Annotated in this window: 16 protein-coding genes and 1 pseudogene; 6 read left to right on the top strand and 11 right to left on the bottom strand. The window is 62.9% G+C overall.

Features of this window, described 5'->3' with window-relative positions; all coding sequences use genetic code 11:
* Positions 1-68 precede the first annotated feature (68 nt).
* From YY7_RS0110630 to YY7_RS51310, 5 genes are all read right to left on the bottom strand, one after another.
* Positions 69-3,209, bottom strand: coding sequence for an AAA family ATPase (locus YY7_RS0110630; protein ID WP_155255120.1), 3,141 nt, complete (start codon positions 3,207-3,209; stop codon positions 69-71).
* A 65-nt stretch (positions 3,210-3,274) separates the two neighbouring features.
* Complete coding sequence (locus tag YY7_RS0110625; protein ID WP_196237246.1) at positions 3,275-4,354, bottom strand: catalase; 1,080 nt, start codon at positions 4,352-4,354, stop codon at positions 3,275-3,277.
* Positions 4,355-4,593: 239 nt separating this feature from the next.
* A complete protein-coding gene (locus YY7_RS0110620) occupies positions 4,594-6,012 on the bottom strand; it encodes a Dyp-type peroxidase (protein WP_028163213.1) in 1,419 nt (472 codons plus the stop codon).
* 30 nt (positions 6,013-6,042) lie between these two features.
* Complete coding sequence (locus tag YY7_RS0110615) at positions 6,043-6,636, bottom strand: hypothetical protein (protein WP_028163212.1); 594 nt, start codon at positions 6,634-6,636, stop codon at positions 6,043-6,045.
* Positions 6,637-6,662: 26 nt separating this feature from the next.
* The gene (locus YY7_RS51310; protein ID WP_155255119.1) at positions 6,663-7,265 is read right to left on the bottom strand and encodes a hypothetical protein; all 603 of its coding nucleotides are present in this window, start codon (positions 7,263-7,265) and stop codon (positions 6,663-6,665) included.
* A gap of 389 nt (positions 7,266-7,654) precedes the next feature.
* Between YY7_RS51310 and YY7_RS0110600 the strand changes: the two genes are divergently transcribed.
* The 3 genes from YY7_RS0110600 (at position 7,655) to YY7_RS0110590 (ending at position 10,449) form a co-directional block, all read left to right on the top strand.
* Positions 7,655-8,542 (top strand): alpha/beta hydrolase, encoded by an 888-nt coding sequence (locus tag YY7_RS0110600; RefSeq protein WP_028163211.1) that lies wholly within the window; start codon positions 7,655-7,657, stop codon positions 8,540-8,542.
* A 147-nt stretch (positions 8,543-8,689) separates the two neighbouring features.
* Positions 8,690-9,172, top strand: a complete 483-nt coding sequence (locus YY7_RS0110595; protein WP_028163210.1) for a hypothetical protein — start codon at positions 8,690-8,692, stop codon at positions 9,170-9,172.
* Between the two features lie 467 nt (positions 9,173-9,639).
* Positions 9,640-10,449, top strand: coding sequence for a dienelactone hydrolase family protein (locus YY7_RS0110590; protein WP_433994494.1), 810 nt, complete (start codon positions 9,640-9,642; stop codon positions 10,447-10,449).
* On the opposite strand, the gene YY7_RS51305 is transcribed toward YY7_RS0110590, so the two are convergent.
* The 4 genes from YY7_RS51305 to YY7_RS61820 form a co-directional block, all read right to left on the bottom strand.
* Complete coding sequence (locus YY7_RS51305; protein WP_196237253.1) at positions 10,424-12,547, bottom strand: heavy metal translocating P-type ATPase; 2,124 nt, start codon at positions 12,545-12,547, stop codon at positions 10,424-10,426. The two genes, YY7_RS0110590 and YY7_RS51305, sit on opposite strands and share 26 nt — an antisense overlap.
* Before the next feature lie 58 nt (positions 12,548-12,605).
* Positions 12,606-12,746 carry a hypothetical protein gene (locus YY7_RS60210; RefSeq protein WP_155255118.1) on the bottom strand — a complete coding sequence of 47 codons (141 nt, stop codon included), beginning with the start codon at positions 12,744-12,746 and terminating at the stop codon, positions 12,606-12,608.
* 115 nt (positions 12,747-12,861) lie between these two features.
* A complete protein-coding gene (locus YY7_RS0110575) occupies positions 12,862-13,389 on the bottom strand; it encodes a hypothetical protein (protein ID WP_155255117.1) in 528 nt (175 codons plus the stop codon).
* A gap of 145 nt (positions 13,390-13,534) precedes the next feature.
* Positions 13,535-13,984 (bottom strand): hypothetical protein, encoded by a 450-nt coding sequence (locus YY7_RS61820; RefSeq protein ID WP_028163207.1) that lies wholly within the window; start codon positions 13,982-13,984, stop codon positions 13,535-13,537.
* A gap of 108 nt (positions 13,985-14,092) precedes the next feature.
* Between YY7_RS61820 and YY7_RS0110565 the strand changes: the two genes are divergently transcribed.
* A complete protein-coding gene (locus tag YY7_RS0110565; protein ID WP_028163206.1) occupies positions 14,093-14,326 on the top strand; it encodes a hypothetical protein in 234 nt (77 codons plus the stop codon).
* Between the two features lie 14 nt (positions 14,327-14,340).
* On the opposite strand, the gene YY7_RS0110560 is transcribed toward YY7_RS0110565, so the two are convergent.
* Together YY7_RS0110560 and YY7_RS0110555 are read right to left on the bottom strand one after the other, a co-directional pair.
* A complete protein-coding gene (locus tag YY7_RS0110560; protein ID WP_028163205.1) occupies positions 14,341-14,871 on the bottom strand; it encodes a gamma carbonic anhydrase family protein in 531 nt (176 codons plus the stop codon).
* 185 nt (positions 14,872-15,056) lie between these two features.
* Positions 15,057-15,386 (bottom strand): DUF6949 family protein, encoded by a 330-nt coding sequence (locus YY7_RS0110555; protein ID WP_028163204.1) that lies wholly within the window; start codon positions 15,384-15,386, stop codon positions 15,057-15,059.
* A gap of 220 nt (positions 15,387-15,606) precedes the next feature.
* Between YY7_RS0110555 and YY7_RS0110550 the strand changes: the two genes are divergently transcribed.
* Entirely contained in the window at positions 15,607-16,314 is a 708-nt protein-coding gene (locus YY7_RS0110550; RefSeq protein ID WP_028163203.1) for a hypothetical protein, read from the top strand.
* Between the two features lie 191 nt (positions 16,315-16,505).
* Positions 16,506-16,618, top strand: a pseudogene (locus YY7_RS60200) (IS110 family transposase); the annotation flags it as partial.

The following is a 16,618-nucleotide window of genomic DNA, read 5'->3' as shown; positions in this document are numbered from 1 at the left end:
CGGGCAACGTGCGAAGCGCATGCCAAAGGCGGATGTCCGCCATCACTCAGCGTTTATGGATTCAAGCCCTACGTCAACTGCCGCAGCAGCTCATCCGCCTGTCGCAGATCGGCCGATGTCTCGGCAGACGGGAACTTTGCTCGCGCTGACGCTAGCACCTCGCGTGCCTCGGCCAGGCTGCGCCGCCTGTCTTTTCGGTCCATCAGGAGGCGTGCGAGGTCGATTGCGGTCCGCAATTCCCAGCCGACGGCTTCGAGCTTCTTCGCATAGGCGAGCGAGCGCCTGAACAGGCGGAGGGCGGCAGCGTCGTCGCGATGTGGTTCGGCGTGCAGCAGCGAACCGTGGATCCGGTAGATCTCCGGGGCGTGCCAACGTTCGCCGGTCTGCTTGATCAGGGACTCGGCCGAAGTCACCAATGCAAGCGCCCTGTCCTTCTGCCCGATCCGTCCGAGCTCGGTGGCGAGCAGAGCCTTATAGAGCGGCATCTGAATACATCGATTCTCCGCCGGCAGTCTGCCGATCAGGCCGGAGAGCTTCTCGAGCACGACCGGCGCAGGGCCGCGCGCCGCCAGCGCCGAGGTCGCCCATAGCGGACCGATGACCTGGTACATCGGATAGCCGTAGTCGGCGGCGACCTTCATCCCGTGCTCGACGCAGGCCAGATTGGCTGCGAGGTCTCCGTCATACCAGTGATCGCCGACGCCAAGTATGTGGGCGAGCGCGATCATGAAGGGATGACCGATCTCGTTCGCCAGCCGCCTTGCCGATTCACAGCACTCCCTGGCCCGGTTGGGCCGGCCGAGCAGCCATTCGATATGTCCGGAATAGACGAGCGCAACGACCAGAGGATCGTGCTGATAGGTTTGAACCAGCTTGCCGTGCTCACGCGGATTGTAGCGCGCTTCAATCGCGACAGCCAATTCGCGTGCTTCCTTCAAACGGCCGGTGAAGAAATTGACGATCAGTGCCGCGGTGGATGCCATGAGGATGGCCTCACCGTCGCGCCACTCCTCGGCTCGCCGGAGGAAGTCCTGCGAATGCTCGAGCGCTTTGGTGAGTTCGCAATTGACCAGCTCGGCCACCGCGACACCCCAGAGGACAGCGGTCTTCTCGCGGATCGTGCCATGGCTGCCGGAGAGCTTCAGCGCCCGATGATAGGGCTCGTAGACGTTCGGATCGGACCAGCCCGCAATCGCGGTGTAGGCCATCGCAAGGTTGGATTGCAGCGCGATCTCGGCCTCGTAGCGGCGTGACGAAGCTGACAGCTTCGACAGCAAAGAGAGGCCCTCGCGCAGATGCGCCACCGCCTCCTTGGTGGCCGATCGGCTGAGCGCGGACTTGCCCGCCTGCAGCCAGGCATCGATGGCTTCCGGAATGTTTTCTGCCTGCGCGTAATGATAGCCCAGCACGGCAGGATCGCTGCTCTCCCCGATGTCGGTCTGCTGCCGCAGCCAGGACGCCGCGCGCGCATGCAGCTTGCGCCGATCCTCCTTCAGCAGCGAGGAATACGCCGCTTCCTGAATCATCGCGTGCCTGAAAGCGTATAGCGTGCCTTCGTCTTCGTTGATGCGGTACACGATCCCGGCTCGCTCCAGAGCCTCAAGCGCTGATATCAGCGACTCGTCCTGATCCGGAAGCAGGCTGAAAATGCCGCGATAATCGAACTGCCGCCCGAATACGGAGGCGATCTGGGCCACGCGCTTGGCAGTACCCAGCCGGTCAAGACGCTCCATCAGGGAATCGTGGACGCTCGCCGGCACCAGCGGCCCTGGCAATTTGCCATGGTCGGTGGCGCTCTCGATCGCCCCGGAATCGACCACCGCCCGCGTGAACTCCTCGATGAAGAGCGGCACGCCGTCGGTCCTCTCGACGATCTGGCTGGTGATCCGGGGAAGAAACGCGATGCCGGCAACGGCGGCAACCATCCGCTCGCATTCGTCTGCTGCAAGTTTTTGCAGAGTGATGCGCTTGATGGATGGACCCGACAGCCAGCCAGCCTCGTAGTCGTCGCGATGCGTGACCAGGTACAGCACTCGCTCGCGCGCGCAGCGAGCGATCACCCGCGAGAGAAGGTCGACGCTCGTCGGATCGATCCACTGGACGTCCTCGACGATGAACAGGACGGGCTTCCTTCGTGACGCCGCAACGAGAACTTCTATTATCACCTGGAAGGCACGCGCACGCTCGGAAGGAGAACGGAGATCGGCAGGCTCGTATCCTTCGCACGCCGGGATCGACAGCAGTGACCCGTAATAGGGAAGCGCCTGCCCGACATCGAAACCGGCTCTTCCCAGCAGGTGACGCAATTTCGCCAACGACAGCCGCGGGTCGTCGGTTTCGTGGATGCCCGTCGCGCGCTTCAACCGCTCGATTTCCGGCGCAAGCGGCGTATTGACGTGGAACGGCGAACACTGAACTGAGAGAACATCAACCGCGGACCGGTCGAGCGAGCTTCTGAACTCGCGGATCAGGCGCGACTTGCCGATGCCGGGCTCGCCGGAGATGACGCCGACGCGTCCTGCTCCGCCGAGGCTCTGCTCCCACAGCTCGGCCAGCAGCGCGCGTTCATCGTATCGGTTGATCATCGGCGGCAGCGGCAAGGTTCGCGCGCGGTCGAACCTGCTTTCGCCCGGCGAAACGCCGTTCACGCGCCAAGCCTCGGCCGGCTCCTCGACGCCCTTCAGCCGGCGCTTGCCCAGCGGCTCGCAATCGAACATGCCGCGGATCAACTCATGGGTGCCTGAACCGATAACCACCGCGTTCTCGCCGGCGAGACCTTGAAGCCGGGCTGCGACGTGCACCGAGCTGCCGAACACTTCCCGCCGCTCGGAGGGCTCGCCCGGCACGCTGCCGACGACCACCGGCCCGGTGTTGACCCCGATCCTCACCCGCAGCCGGAGGAAGCTGCCATCCGACATCTGGAATTCCCGCTCCTTGATGGCGGCGGTGATGGCGAGCGAAGCGCGCACGGCGCGCTCGGGATCGTTTTCGTGCGCCTGGGGGACGCCGAAATAGGCGAGCAACCCGTCGCCGATCATTCTGGCGATGTGACCGCCATAGCGGCAAATCTGCTCGTTGCAGAGATCGCGATAGGTTCGGATGACCGCGAAGAACTCCTCGGGATCGATCCGCTCGCTCAGCGGCGTCGAGCCGATGAGATCGACAAACACGACGGTAAGCTGTCGGCGCTCAGCGTGGAGCCCTGCCATTTCGTTGTTTGGCAGCGCCGCAACCAGCCGAGGTCCATCAAATTGGTCCGGTTTCGCCTGCCCGCTCAAGGTCCAACCATGTTGAGCTTCCGCCGTACCTGCAGGGACGCAAGGTACACGGCAAGCCGCATCCGGTTGATGCTACCGAGAGGTCGGTGCTGCTGCAAGCAGTTCCACGGGCTGAACATCATGCGTTCGCCATCGAAAACCCGATCCGGCGTCAGGAAATTCTGCCTTGGAATCCTGATCTCCCCGATCGACACGGTCCGATCCTGGGGACGGGTCCACTGCAGGAGAGCGTTCTCGACCTCTTCCGGTTTGGCCGAATGGCGCACCCGCACCGCGAAATCGAACACGATATCATCTCCAGGTGGCGTCGGGCTGAGATCGCGAAGCATCGCCTCCTGGAGAAACTTCTCCGATAGCGATCCGAAAAGGAGACGCCACCACGACGGGACGTCGTCCTGACGCTGTACCGGACCGACGACATAGCGCACGACATGCTGCTCACCCAACAAATAGGGTGACATGCTGTGATAGGTCGCAGTCAGCGGATTGCCGATCCTGACGAGAGCGGTGCGACCAAACGTGTAGAACTGGCGCGGATTGCGAATGGCAAACGCGATCCATTTGAGGAGCCGCTTAAACTTTTCGCGCGAGGTCCCGCTCGGCGCCGCAACGGCTTCCATCAACTCGGAATAATCGACCACATTCTTGCAGAAGAACACCGGGAAGCTGCTCAGCAAGAAATCGTGCTCGCCGGCCCGCGTTCTGCCGGGCTCGAGACCGCGCAGAATGGACTCGCCCGCGACATCGAAGAGTTTGATGGACATGCCGCGACCGTCAGGCTTGCGGTCGCTCTGTGGCTGGCCCTGTCCGTTGGAGAACCGGACAATCGTCGGGTACCGGGCGCCCGGTCGAAACAGCGGTGTCGAGAACTCTGCCGGAAGATCGTCGCGGACGATAAACTCCGCATCGACGCAACCATGGGCCTTTGCATGCTGGTCGCGCATCGCACAGGCGGAAACGTCCGATGCCTTCATCTCACAGTAGTTCTTGATGACAAGGTTTGCGGCAATACGCGCCATGTTGGCGATCAGGGTTGCCTCGCCCGGCACGGCGCGCTCGAATTTCGTGAGCGGCATCGGTCGATCCTGCAGCTCCAGCGCGTTCGCGAGCTCTTCATACCTTGTCGGCGTCGCCTCCGAGCTCCGCGCCGGCGCCGGAGCGGATTGCGCTGATCCGCGGAGCATTTGCCAGAATCGCTGGAAATCGCGCACCACCCGGAACGACTGAACAATCGGATCTTCGCGCGGCGCCTGCGCGAAAAAAACCTCACCGTCTCGGCGGCGGCCGCGCAGCCAGTGTTGGATCGTGTCCCGGTTCATGCGACGACTCGGCCAGACGCCAATAGGCCGAGCGCGGCCAGACTCGGAACGAAGAAATAGTCGCCGCCCTTGGTCGTGACGAAGCGCGGGATGTCAAAGCAGATGAAGGGGCGTCGTCCCGTGGCTTCGTCGCCCGGGATCATCATTTGCGCGCTTTGACGACCGCCGATGGTTGGACGATTGCCGGCGATCGGGTCGGTATCGTTGCCCTGCTCGAAATCGTCGCCAAAATTCATCCATTTCTGCTGCACGAACTCGAACTGGTCGAATCCGGAATTGAGCGCAATGAAAATGATGCCACGCTTTTCCTGGCTCTGCGGACTCTGCTCCTCGCCCTTTGGCAGGAATTTGCCATAGGCGATTCCGCGCCGGATCAAGCGGTGTCGGCTCATCGTCTTGCCGCCGAAGCCAAACGCATCGCGCGGGTTGGCACGCCGCACATGTGCACCAAGCGGACAGCGTGCGCCTGCGGGATCGCCGGCGTAGCCGAATGCATTGCGCCTGTCCTCGCGAGGGGCGTCGGGGTGTTCGATCAACGAAGAGCCATCCTGCCATCGCCCCATCATCTTGGCGGCAAGAAACTTCTGCGGGCTGACGCCATCCGGCAGAGGACCGGGAATGGTTCGGGCAAATGCGTCCGCCTGATCATCAAGGTAGCGACGGAAACGAACGACGTCCTGCTCCAGCTTGCGGTACACGAGATAGGTGCCATCGTGCGCGAGAAGGTGCGGCAGCGGCATGGGAGCCATCTCGCCGCCCTCACCCGGGTGGCCGAGAAGAAACTCCCCAAGCGGTATCTTGCGAAATCGCCCCTTCTCATCCGGATTACCAACGTCCTGACGGTCCCTGCCACCGTCGTCAGGCACTCCCTCGATCGCGGGGTTGCTCAAGCCGTCGAGAAAACCGAAGTGCTCCTTTCGAGTCTGTTCGCCGTTGATGTGCAGCAGCCCCGCCGGCTGACTGTCCTTCAATTCCTGCACGCCATTCGGCAGCGAATCCCTGAGCTGTTGACAGTGCGCCGCGAGCGCCGGCTCTGTCCGGCCGTAGATCGAGATCAGCATATGAACGCGATGCGTCTTCCAGGGATCGTCCCAGTGCTCCGGTGAACTTTCGTCGATGTCACCGAGTTCGTTCGCACGAGGTTTCATGCCCTCCTGAAACTCGCAAGGAAACGTCGCGAGACTTTCCGTAGGCAGGCCAAGGGCGCGGAGGCCTTCAAAGGTGAAGGCGATGTTGAGGGTGGCGTCCGGCTTTGCGCGCCAAAGTGCCGGCGTGACGGCGTTGGTCTCGAGCAGCCGCTGGATGAACGCCCTGGCATCATCAGCGTTTTGGATCTCGAAGAACAAGAACTGCGCGTGCGGAAACGAGGCGTAACCGCGAAGAATGTTGCCTTGAATATTGGTAAGGTTGAGCATCGCCAGACCCCTGCTCTGATCGTTGCGTACTCACAAATCTCCCGGGGACGGCCTCTCGTTCTGGAGACCCTCCCACATTTGCCTGAACTCTCGTTGGAGCACTTCGGGAGGCCGTGGATTGGTTTGAACAAGCCTGACGAACTCGCCGAGGCGGCGTCGGCACAGCAGCGCCATGAGAATCTCGCTTACGCTCGCCTCCGGCTGGTCCGCCAGAAACAGAGTGGTCTTGAGCTGGCACCGCTCGAAATATCCGGAGAGCAGATCGCGCCGATCGATACCCGGGAAACCAAGGCAGCGCCCCCAAATGGTCGCGACTTCGTTCGGGATATTGCCGGCCAGGGCCTGGACCAAAGGATCGACGCTCTCGCCATCGAATTCGCACATGAACACCAGATAGTCCGACTTGAGTGCATCGAACTTCGCCGGCGTGCCTTGATAGGCGAGGCGATCGACAATGAACATTCGCGCCATGTGGATGATCGGCACATGGCTGAAAGGCGAGCCGCGCGGATAGGTTCTGATGTCATCCAGCGTGCGCAGAAACGCTCGCAGATCGTCCGATTGATTGGTTGCAATCGGAAACAGGCCTGTGAAGCCGTACTTCTCACCGTTTTGATTAGCCACGTCGCGAACTCCGTTCGACCGGCCTGCTACACTGGTCCAAATGTACCGAGCTTGTTCTGCACGCTGATCAGCAGGCGATCGAATTCGACCGCAAACCGTTCGGGAGACAGTCCGCCCGAGTTTTGAAAAAGCTTCTCGACTTCGTTGCGCAGCTCGAGTGCTGCGCGTACATCGCGCACGGATGCGCCCGGATAAGCGCTATAGGAATGATCCGACTCGATCTGATTGCGCTGGATATAGGCCTTGAGTGGCCCGACCGGACGGGCGAACGGATATCCGACGCTCCAGAACCAGACCAGGTCGAGCGGTTTGTAGAGCACGTCGGCGAAGGCTTCGATGTAAGGTCCCCAGGGACCGTTGAAGGTGCTCAGAAAGAACAAATAATCGTAGTGCAAATCTTCTGCCGGCTGGCTGTCGCTTACCCGCGGAAAACTGTCGCGCTTGACGACAACCCAGTGAACAAAGGGCAGAAACGCCAGCTCCTTGGCCGTGACTTGGGTCGATTTGAAGCGATCGAAGATCGACAGCAACACTCCGACGACAAGGGTGCCGAAGCGCGTCATCGGCGTTATCACGTTGAAAGTTACGGCTTTGCCCAATCCATACTGATTACGTGCGCGATCAGCCATGCAACGTCTCGCCATGAATCATTGTGGACTCGGCGAGACACGACGCCCGGGTCCACCTGTATAACAATACCTTAGGGAATAGTACAACGTCAGGTAATAACGTTATTACTATTATCGAAAGTCACTGCTCCGTCCAGTGCAATGAATGGTGTCGTGCACAACTGACTCTCGCACATTCGTCATGGCTTGCTAATGCCGGCAAGCATCAAAGGTCTGTCATACAGCGTGACCATCCATGTGATCGCGCAGTTCATCGAGAGCGTACCGACAGCTTCGATCACGTGAGCAATCCCGTCTGCGACTGCGCGATGCCGCTCCGGTGAGCAACCTTTCCGGCGCTGGCGTGACCAACCATAGACGTGGTCGGCGCAATCAGCAGGAAACAAGCCGTGGCAACCAATGAAATCGACGCCATTCGCGCGCTGCTTTCGTCAAAACCGCGGCCGGTCGGATGGACCGAGCGGCGCGAACGTCTCGATGAGGTCGGTTCGGTCTGGCCGGTGGCCGATGACGTGAAGCTTGAAACAGTCGATTGCGACGGCGTGGCTGGCGAATGGTCGCTGACGCCAGGCAGCGAGCCATCGCGCGTGCTGCTCTATTTCCATGGCGGCGGCTACTGCTCCGGATCGATCCTGAGCCACCGCAGATTGGTCAGTGAAGCCGGGCGCGCCGCGCGCGTTCGAACGCTCGCCATCGATTATCGCCGCGCGCCCGAGCACCCCTATCCCGCCGCGCATGAGGATGCGATGAAGGCCTGGCACTTCCTGCGCAGGCAGGGCATTCCGGCGCACTGCATCGCCGTCGGGGGCGACAGTGCCGGCGGCAATCTTACGCTCGGACTGATCGGCCACTTGCTGAGAGACCGCGAGGACTTGCCCGGCTGCGCCTGGCTGCTCTCGCCATGGACCGATCTCACGATGTCCGGCGCAACCCTTGGCACCAAGGACGCTGTCGATCCGCTCATCCACAAGACCTATCTGGAAGAGCTTGCGGACGCCTATGTGCCTGCCACCATCGATCGCAGTTCACCGCTGATCTCGCCCTTGTTTGGCGATTTCACTGGCTATCCCCCGATGCTGATCCAGGTCGGATCGGCGGAGACGTTGCTGGCGGATGCCACGCGGCTCGCTGAGGCGGCCGGCGCTGCCGAGGTCGAGGTGACGCTGGAGATCTGGCCCCACATGATCCACGCGTGGCCGCTATGGAATGCGAAGCTTAGCTCCGGCCGCCACGCCCTTTCCAGGGCGGGGCAATTCATCCGTGCCCGTTTGGCATAGCGCGTCTGGTGGTCGCTTGAGCCAAAAAACCTCGATTTCGCAGGTTTTTAGTGCCAATGCGTACCAATACGGGACAAATCACGGGGTTTTAGGCGCGCTGAGGTTGTGGTATTCGGAACCTTTAGAATTAGTCCGGTTTGGTGTCGAATGATGGACCTCACCCCCGGGAATTCCACCAGCGCCTTGCGCATTGGTGTGCAGCCGATTGCGGTCACCGCCGTCGGGCTCTTTCTGGTCCTGTTCGGGATCGGCGCGATCGCGCTGTACCGGGTCACTACCGGCACATCGCCGGAGTCCGATCGGGTCATCGCCAGCCGGCAATTGCAGGCCCGCACCGCGCAGGTGTCCGAGCAGCTCGTCGAGAAAACCAAGGGGTTGGAAGCGACCCAGCAGGAATCAATCGACCAGCTCCAGATGGTGCAGGACCAGTTGCAGGCCATGCGCCGGATGCTCGCCTCCCAGCAGGCCGATACGAAGAAGCTGTCCGAGCAGGTCACGGCACTGACCGAAGCGGTCGAGGGCTTGAGGCAATCCTTCGCCAGCGCCCAGGCCAATGAGCCGGCGGCCGAACCCGTCCGCAAACGATCCCGGTCGCACGCGATTCGCAGCGGACGCAAGCGCCGCGGCTGAGTCGGTCGAAATCACCGCCAAACCCCTGACCCGCGGGACATATCCACCGTCGCTGCCGAATCTCGATACGGTTTTTTTCGCCGACTTTGTGAACTAGTTCACATTCGGGAACCTGATTCCGGGGCAAGGTGCCGCCTACCGGATGGCGTGAGCCGATTTCAATATCCGGGGCTGGCAAGGTCGTTGGCGGTATACTGCGTCAACGGCCTTGTTCTTTTAGAGGGCCCCGCTTCCGCCACGGGTGGCCCTTTTCACCGATCGCTTTGGCCGCCTCTCACGCTGGTGACTTGCCAGCGGCAGGCTTTGCTTGCTGAATGCCGCCGCTTTTGAACCCGGTCTCGCCCACCCCTCGATCGGGTCGATGGTCTGCAAAACATTTTGAAATGAGGCCCCGCATGCGCGCTGAATCCCTGCCCTCGGATGTCATCGGACTGACAAAAACCGCCCCCTTCTCGCGCCGCGGCTTCATGACGGCTTCGGCCGCCGTTGCAGCCGGCTACACCCTCGCCGCCGGTCCCGTGCGGGCCGACGTGATCAAGACCGATCCCGCCGGCCTCACTGCGGGCGAGGCCAAGATCAAGGTGGCCGATGGCGAGATGCCCGCCTATTTCGCGCGGCCAGCCGGCGTCAGCAATCCGCCGGTCATCCTGGTCGCGATGGAGATTTTCGGTCTGCACGAATACATCAAGGACGTGACGCGCCGGCTCGCCAAGCTCGGCGCGTTTGCGGTGGCGCCCGACTACTATTTCCGCAAGGGCGATCTCACCAAGATCACCGACATTCAGCAGCTCCTGCCGCTCGTGAACACCAAGCCGGACGCCGAGCTCCTGTCCGACCTCGACGCCACCGTGGCCTGGGCGAAATCGCAAGGCGGCGACACCTCCCGCCTCGGCATTGTCGGCTTCTGCCGCGGCGGACGCACGGTCTGGGAATATGCCGCTCACAACCCCGCGCTGAAGGCGGGCGCCTCGTTCTATGGTCCGCCGGTCGATCCGCAGAACCCGGTTTGGCCGAAGAGCCCGATGCAGCTTGCACCCGAGATGAAGGCGCCGGTGATCGGCTTCTATGGCGAAGCCGACACCGGCATCCCGGTCTCGCAGGTCGAAGCGTTCAAGGCGGCGCTCGCCGCGGACAAGAAGACCGCGGAGTTCAAGATCTATCCGGGGGCACCGCACGGCTTCCATGCCGATTATCGTACGAGCTATCGCAAGGAAGCCGCCGAAGACGCGTGGGCGCAGATGCAGGCCTGGTTCAAGAAATACGGCGTGCTGAGCTGAGGCCGCCATCTGCAAAGCGGTGCGCCAAGAGGCGCAGCGCGTTGGCGGTGACGAGCACGGTGGCGCCGGTATCGGCGAGGATGGCCATCCACAAGGTGGTCACGCCGAACAGAGTGGTAGCAAGGAACACCGCCTTCAGGCCGAGCGCGATCGTGATGTTCTGCCAGATGTTGCCGAGCGTCGCTCGCGACAGGGCGATCAGCTCGGCAACACCGACAACACGGTTCTTGAGCAGGGCCGCGTCCGCGGTCTCCAGCGCCACGTCCGTTCCGCCGCCCATGGCAATGCCGACGGAAGCCGCAGCGAGTGCCGGCGCATCGTTGATGCCGTCGCCGACCATCGCAACCGGACCGGCCTCCTTGAGCCGCCCGATCTCCGCGAGCTTGGCGTCGGGCAGAAGCCCGGCACGCGCCTCAAGCCCGACATGACCGGCGATGTCATCGGCGGTGCGGGCATTGTCGCCAGTCAGCATGATCGTGCGGAGACCGCTATCGGTCAGCCGTTTGACGCCTTCATGCGCATCCTCTCGCGGCTCGTCGCGGAGCGCGATCAGCCCCTCGACCACCTTGCCGGACAGCAGGACGACCACCGTCTTGCCCTCGCCTTCGAGCGCGCTGATCCTTTCGACGACGCCGGGATCGACGCTCGCCTGCTCGCTCGCGAACCGGGGCGAACCGACCGAGGCAAAGCCGCTTCTCAGACGTGCCGTCACCGCTTTGCCAGGCGTCACGACACCGCCGCCGAAGGTGGCGGGAAGCTCCAGCCCGCGTCTCTCGGCTTCCTCGATGATGGCGCGCCCGAGAGGATGATTGGTGCTGCGTTCGATCGCCGCCGCCCTGGCCAGAGCTGTGTGCTCGTCCGCAACCGTCGCGACGACATCCGTCACCTGCGGACGACCACGCGTGAGTGTGCCCGTCTTGTCGAAGGCGATCGTTCTGACCTTGCCCAGCGTCTCGAGCGCGGCTCCGCCCTTGATCAACAATCCCTGCCGGGCACCGGAGGCGAGGCCGGACGCGATGGCGGCCGGGGTGGAGATCACCAATGCGCAGGGACAGGCGATCAGCAGCGTGCCAAGGCCACGGTAGATCCAGGTCATCCAGTCACCACCGAAGCCGAACGGCGGGATCAGGACGACAAGCAGCGCGACGAGCATGGCGGCGGGCGTATACCACCGGCTGAAACAGTCGATCATGCGCGCCGTCGGCGCCTTCGACTCCTGCGCTTCTTCCACCATGTGGATGATGCGGGCAATGGTGTTGTCGGTGGCGACACGCGCGATCTCGACACGCAGCTCGCCATTGGCATTGATGCTGCCGGCATACACGTTCGCGCCGATTTCTTTGAGAACGGGGACGGACTCGCCGGTCAACGGTGACTCATCGACCTCCGAGGAGCCGTCGATCACGGTGCCGTCCGAGGGCACGCGATCACCGGGGCGAACCACCACGACATCGCCGACCGCGAGATCATCGACCGGAACCTCCTCGACATCGAGAGAAGCCGCGCGCTGACGTCTGGCATTGCGCGGCACGAGATCGATCAACGCTTCGATCCCGGCCCGCGCGCGGCGGGCGGCGACCGTCTCGAGCAATTCGCCCACCGCGAACAGGAAGACGACAACAGCCGCCTCCTCGGCTTCGCCGATGGCAACCGCGCCGAGCGCCGCTGTCGTCATGAGGGTCTCGATGGTGAAGGGCGAGCCGGACAAGGCGCCGGCAAGCGCACGCCGCGCAAAAGGCAGGACACTGACAACCGCCGCCGCCGAATAGAGCCAACGCTCCAGCTCCGGGAACAGGCTGGCAAGCACGAATGCCAAAGCAAACAGGACGCCAGTCCCGAGGACGAGCCTGCCCTTGGCTCCCTGCCACAGGGATTGCCGCTCCTGATTCCGCGGCGCCTTCCCTCCCAATGCCGACGGCATGCCGGCCGGCGCATAGCCCAGCGCCCTGACCTTATCCTCTATGAGACGCGGCGCAGTGCGGTCCTCGTCGAGCCGGAAGGCGAGCGTTCCGGTCGTAAAGCTGACCTCTATGTCGGTGACTCCAGGCAGCCGACGCATCGCGTTCTCGATCTTGAGCGCACACGCGGCGCAATCCATGCCCTCGATACGCAGTCTGTAGGAATTGGCGGTCGGCACAACGTCACCTCGACGAGTTCTAGCCGAGACGATCGCGGTTGCGCGGCCTAGTCAATTGCCGTTCGACTTCCCAGAACATCAGGACAAAGGCGGCGCCCAGGCCGATGACGATGCCCAGGAAGACGAAGGTGAAGGCGGCGGTGGTGAGCGTGTTCAGCATTTCGAAATCGCTGCAATCGACGTTCCAGCCCCTATGCAGAAACGATGCAGCCTCGATGTGGAAAACACCGAGGCTGCAATCATCATCCCGATAAATTCGCTACAGCGCGCCAGGTTCAGTCACAGACGTCAACCGACCTGATGCGCCAGCCATATGACGTCAAGACGCGCTGCTGGGCGACGTAGCAGCCGCCGTAGCCGGAATTGTCGTAATAGCCGTAGTAGGGATCGCCGTAGCCGTAAGAGTCATAAGGCCAGTCGCCATAGAGCCCGTAGCCGAGGCCAACACCAACCGCTGCGGCGGCGAACGGAAATCCACGACGATACCCCCAGCCGGAACGATACCCCCAGCCCGGCCGGTAGAAGCCGCCACGAAATCCGGCCGCACGGAAGCCGCCGGCGCCGATCGCGGCCGAACGGAAGCCGCCTCCGCCGAAGGCCGCGCCGCGGAAGCCTCCACCACCAAAACTGCCGCCGCGGAAACCACCGCCGCCAAAACCGCCACCACGAAAGCCACCGCCGCCAAATCCGCCTCCGTGAAAGCCACCGCCGCCGCCAAACCCGCCGCGCGCGGACGCCGTATCTATCGTCAAAATTCCAAGCGAGGCTACCGCCAGCAAGGCAACCATCGTTTTACGCAACATCACTGCACCTCCATCACGGCCTGCCAATACCGGCGCGGCCTGCGCCAGCCATCGCAAGCGCCCGCCACAATCTAGAGCGAGTTCCGGGAGTGCGGTTGAACAATGCGCTCACTTCTGCGCGACCGAAAGGCCGGGCAGAAGTGATCTAGCAGCCTTTGCAGATGCCCTTGATCTTGCGATCGAGCGGCGCGTCCTCAGCATCGATCGCTGAATCTTCCCCGGTCCTCTGCCGGCCGGCTGCAGAGCCGGTCGTGGTCCCCGGACCGGAGGAGGATTGCGCAGTGCCAGCGCTGTTGGTCCCTGGCGGTGGGTTCGCAGTGGTATTGGTGTTGCCGGGGTTGATGGCCTGGTTGCTCTGGCCGCCGACCGAACCGGACGGCGAGCCACCGGTGCCGGTGGTCCCTGTGGCGCTGCCGGTGCCTCCGGAAGCTCCGCCCGCCGCACCTCCCGCGCTTGCGCCACCGGCGCCACCACCACCTGCTCCGCCCCCACCGCCCCCGCCCCCGCCGCCTCCTCCGCCTTGGGCAAGCGACATCGCGGGCGCCGCGAGAACCGCGAGAGCGGTGATGAAGATCGCAAGCGATTTCCTGGTCATGAGCGTCTCCCTTATCCTGTCGTGCTAACGATGGGATAAGCCGGCCGTTCCTTACCGGAACCAAACGCTCCGGGAGCCATTGGGCCCGGCGCAGTGCGAGGTGCGAGGATGCGCAAACTGATCGCTTTCGACGAGGATACGTTCGACAAGCTCAAGCAGCTCGGGCGCGACAGGATGGCGACATTTCAGGAATTGGCCGATGAAGCGTTCGCAGACCTGCTCAAGAAGCACGGCATTCCGATCGATCTGCGCGACGCGTTACGTAAAAGCGCCGCGAAGTCGAAGACAGATACCGCCAAGTCGGCAGCGCCGAAGTCAAGGAAAGGACGTTCCGAAGCGTGACGCCGCTCGGACCGTTAACCGATCTTGCGGAGGCCCTTTTTGAAGCGCGGCCCGTTGAGCTGATAGAACTTCGCCGCGCTTCCCATCTTCGCGACCTGCGCAGGATCCAGCGCCCGGATCACGCGCGCGGGCGAACCGATGATCAGCGAGTGCGGCGGAAACTCCTTGCCCTCGGTGATCACAGAGCCCGCGCCGACGATGCTCTCGCGGCCGATGCGCGCGCCGTTCATCACGATCGATCCCATGCCGACCAGGGCGCCCTCTTCCAGAGTGCAGCCGTGCAGGATCACATTGTGGCCGACGGTGACGTTCTTGCCGATCACGAGCGGAAAGCCGAGGTCGGTGTGGCAGGTGGAATTGTCCTGGACGTTGGCGCCTTCGCCGACTTCGATCCACTCATTGTCACCGCGCAGCACCGCGCCGAACCACACGCTGGCCCCGCTGAGCAGGCGCACCTTGCCGATTACGGTTGCGGTGTCCGCGATGAAATAGTTGCCGTCGGCCGGCAGATCGGGCCCCTGCCCGTCCAGTTCATAGATCGCCATGGATGTCTCCTCTTTCGAGGCGACATTGGCACAGCGGTCAAAGGCTTTTCAAGCGAGCGACCAAGGCGTTTTCGAGCGAAGTGGATACTGGTTCGCGTGAAGAAAACGCGTCAAAACAAAAATCCAGAGCTTCGGTTCTGATTCCATCAGAACCGAAGCTCTAGGGAACAACGGTAAAGAAGCGCTCAGACGAGAACGCCGGCGGCGCGCAATGTCATCAGGAAGAAGGTGCCGGACATCAGGCTCCAGAAGCCGGCGATGATGGTCGCCATCATCACGAATTCGAAGCGGCGGCTTTCGATCTTGGCGCCACGCAGCGTGTTGCGCATGATGATGAAGGGCGCGGCGAACACCAGGAACGGCACCGCGGCGAAAGTCCTTGGCGCCGCGCCTTCCTGCAACAGGCCGAAGCCGGCCGGCCGCTGCGCCATCGCTTGATAGCCGCTGGTAAGTGCGCCGGCGAGCGCGAAGCCGAGGCAAAGGGCGAAGAACGAGTTCAGCGCATCGGGCGACATGGCAAACTTCCGCTACTCAACAGACCGCGCGCTTCCTTTGGCAAAATTGCCGCTCCGCCGCCACATCATCCTTAAGAAAGGGTTAACATGGAAGCTACATTGCTACCTTTACGCATGGCTCACCGCTTGCCGGATTCCCTGAAATCATACGGAAATTGGCCGCCGCGTGGCATATTCGCCGGATGATTCGGCATCACGCGAACCCATCCATTCTCGTTCGATGACATTGCTCTCGACGGCCCAGCACCTTGCGCGCGACACGCGCAGGAATCCGCGCGCGCACATCGTGCCGATCCTGGTTGCAGCCGCCCTCGCCTGCAGCGCGATCGCGCTGGTCACCTACCTGTTGTGGCCGACCTGGACCACCGTACCCTCAAGCGATCCGTCGAGGCTGCCGGTCAGTGTCGGCGGCACGCTGTTCAACGTGCCGACGGCGGCGGTGCGCATGAAGATCCAGCGCCACTCGGGCGCGCAGGAGCGCGTCGATCTCAGCTTTGCCTATCCCTCGCTCGAACCTCCGGCGCGCAAGCATGTCACCGCCGAGACGGTGGAGGACAAGGTGCAGCCGATCGACAGGATCTTTCTTTCGATCGCGGCACATCACGATTCACTTGCGCCCGACACCCGCCTGCGCACGATCTATCCGCGCTATCTCGATCAAGCGGCAAGCACGGACGACGACCTGACGATGCGCGCGTTCCGCGACGGTTCGCCCTATGGCGGCGAGGATTTATTCACGTCGACGTCGCCCACCTTCAGCGCCCGCTGCACGCGCGACGCGCCGACGCCCGGCATGTGCCTGAGCGAACACCGCGTCGACGGCGCCGACTTCACTTATCGCTTTCCGCGAAGCTGGCTCTCACAATGGCGCGACGTCGCCGCCGCCATGGACCGCCTGACGACGCAATTGCGCGGCCCGAGAGGGTAATGGTGATTTCGTAGTATCTTGTAGATGGGGTAACGGGCCGCGGTCTGCCCTCCAAGCAAGCCGCGCTTGCTACGGCGCTATGGGTGGCGCGCTGCGCGCGGCTTGCTTGGAGGGCGGGCGGTCGTCCCTCACATTGATGGTGTGACGGAGTCGAGGATGGACCTCGCACCAAGCATCATGGAGAGACGACCATGGAGCACTATGCCGGAATCGATGTGTCATTGGAATGCTCGAGCGTGTGTGTGGTTGACGCCAACGGCAAGATCGTGCGGGAAGCCAAGGTGGCGAGCGAGCCGGAGGCGCT

The organism is Bradyrhizobium elkanii WSM2783 (assembly GCF_000472865.1).
Lineage (GTDB): Bacteria > Pseudomonadota > Alphaproteobacteria > Rhizobiales > Xanthobacteraceae > Bradyrhizobium > Bradyrhizobium elkanii_A.
This window is presented reverse-complemented; position numbering and strand designations above follow the sequence as displayed.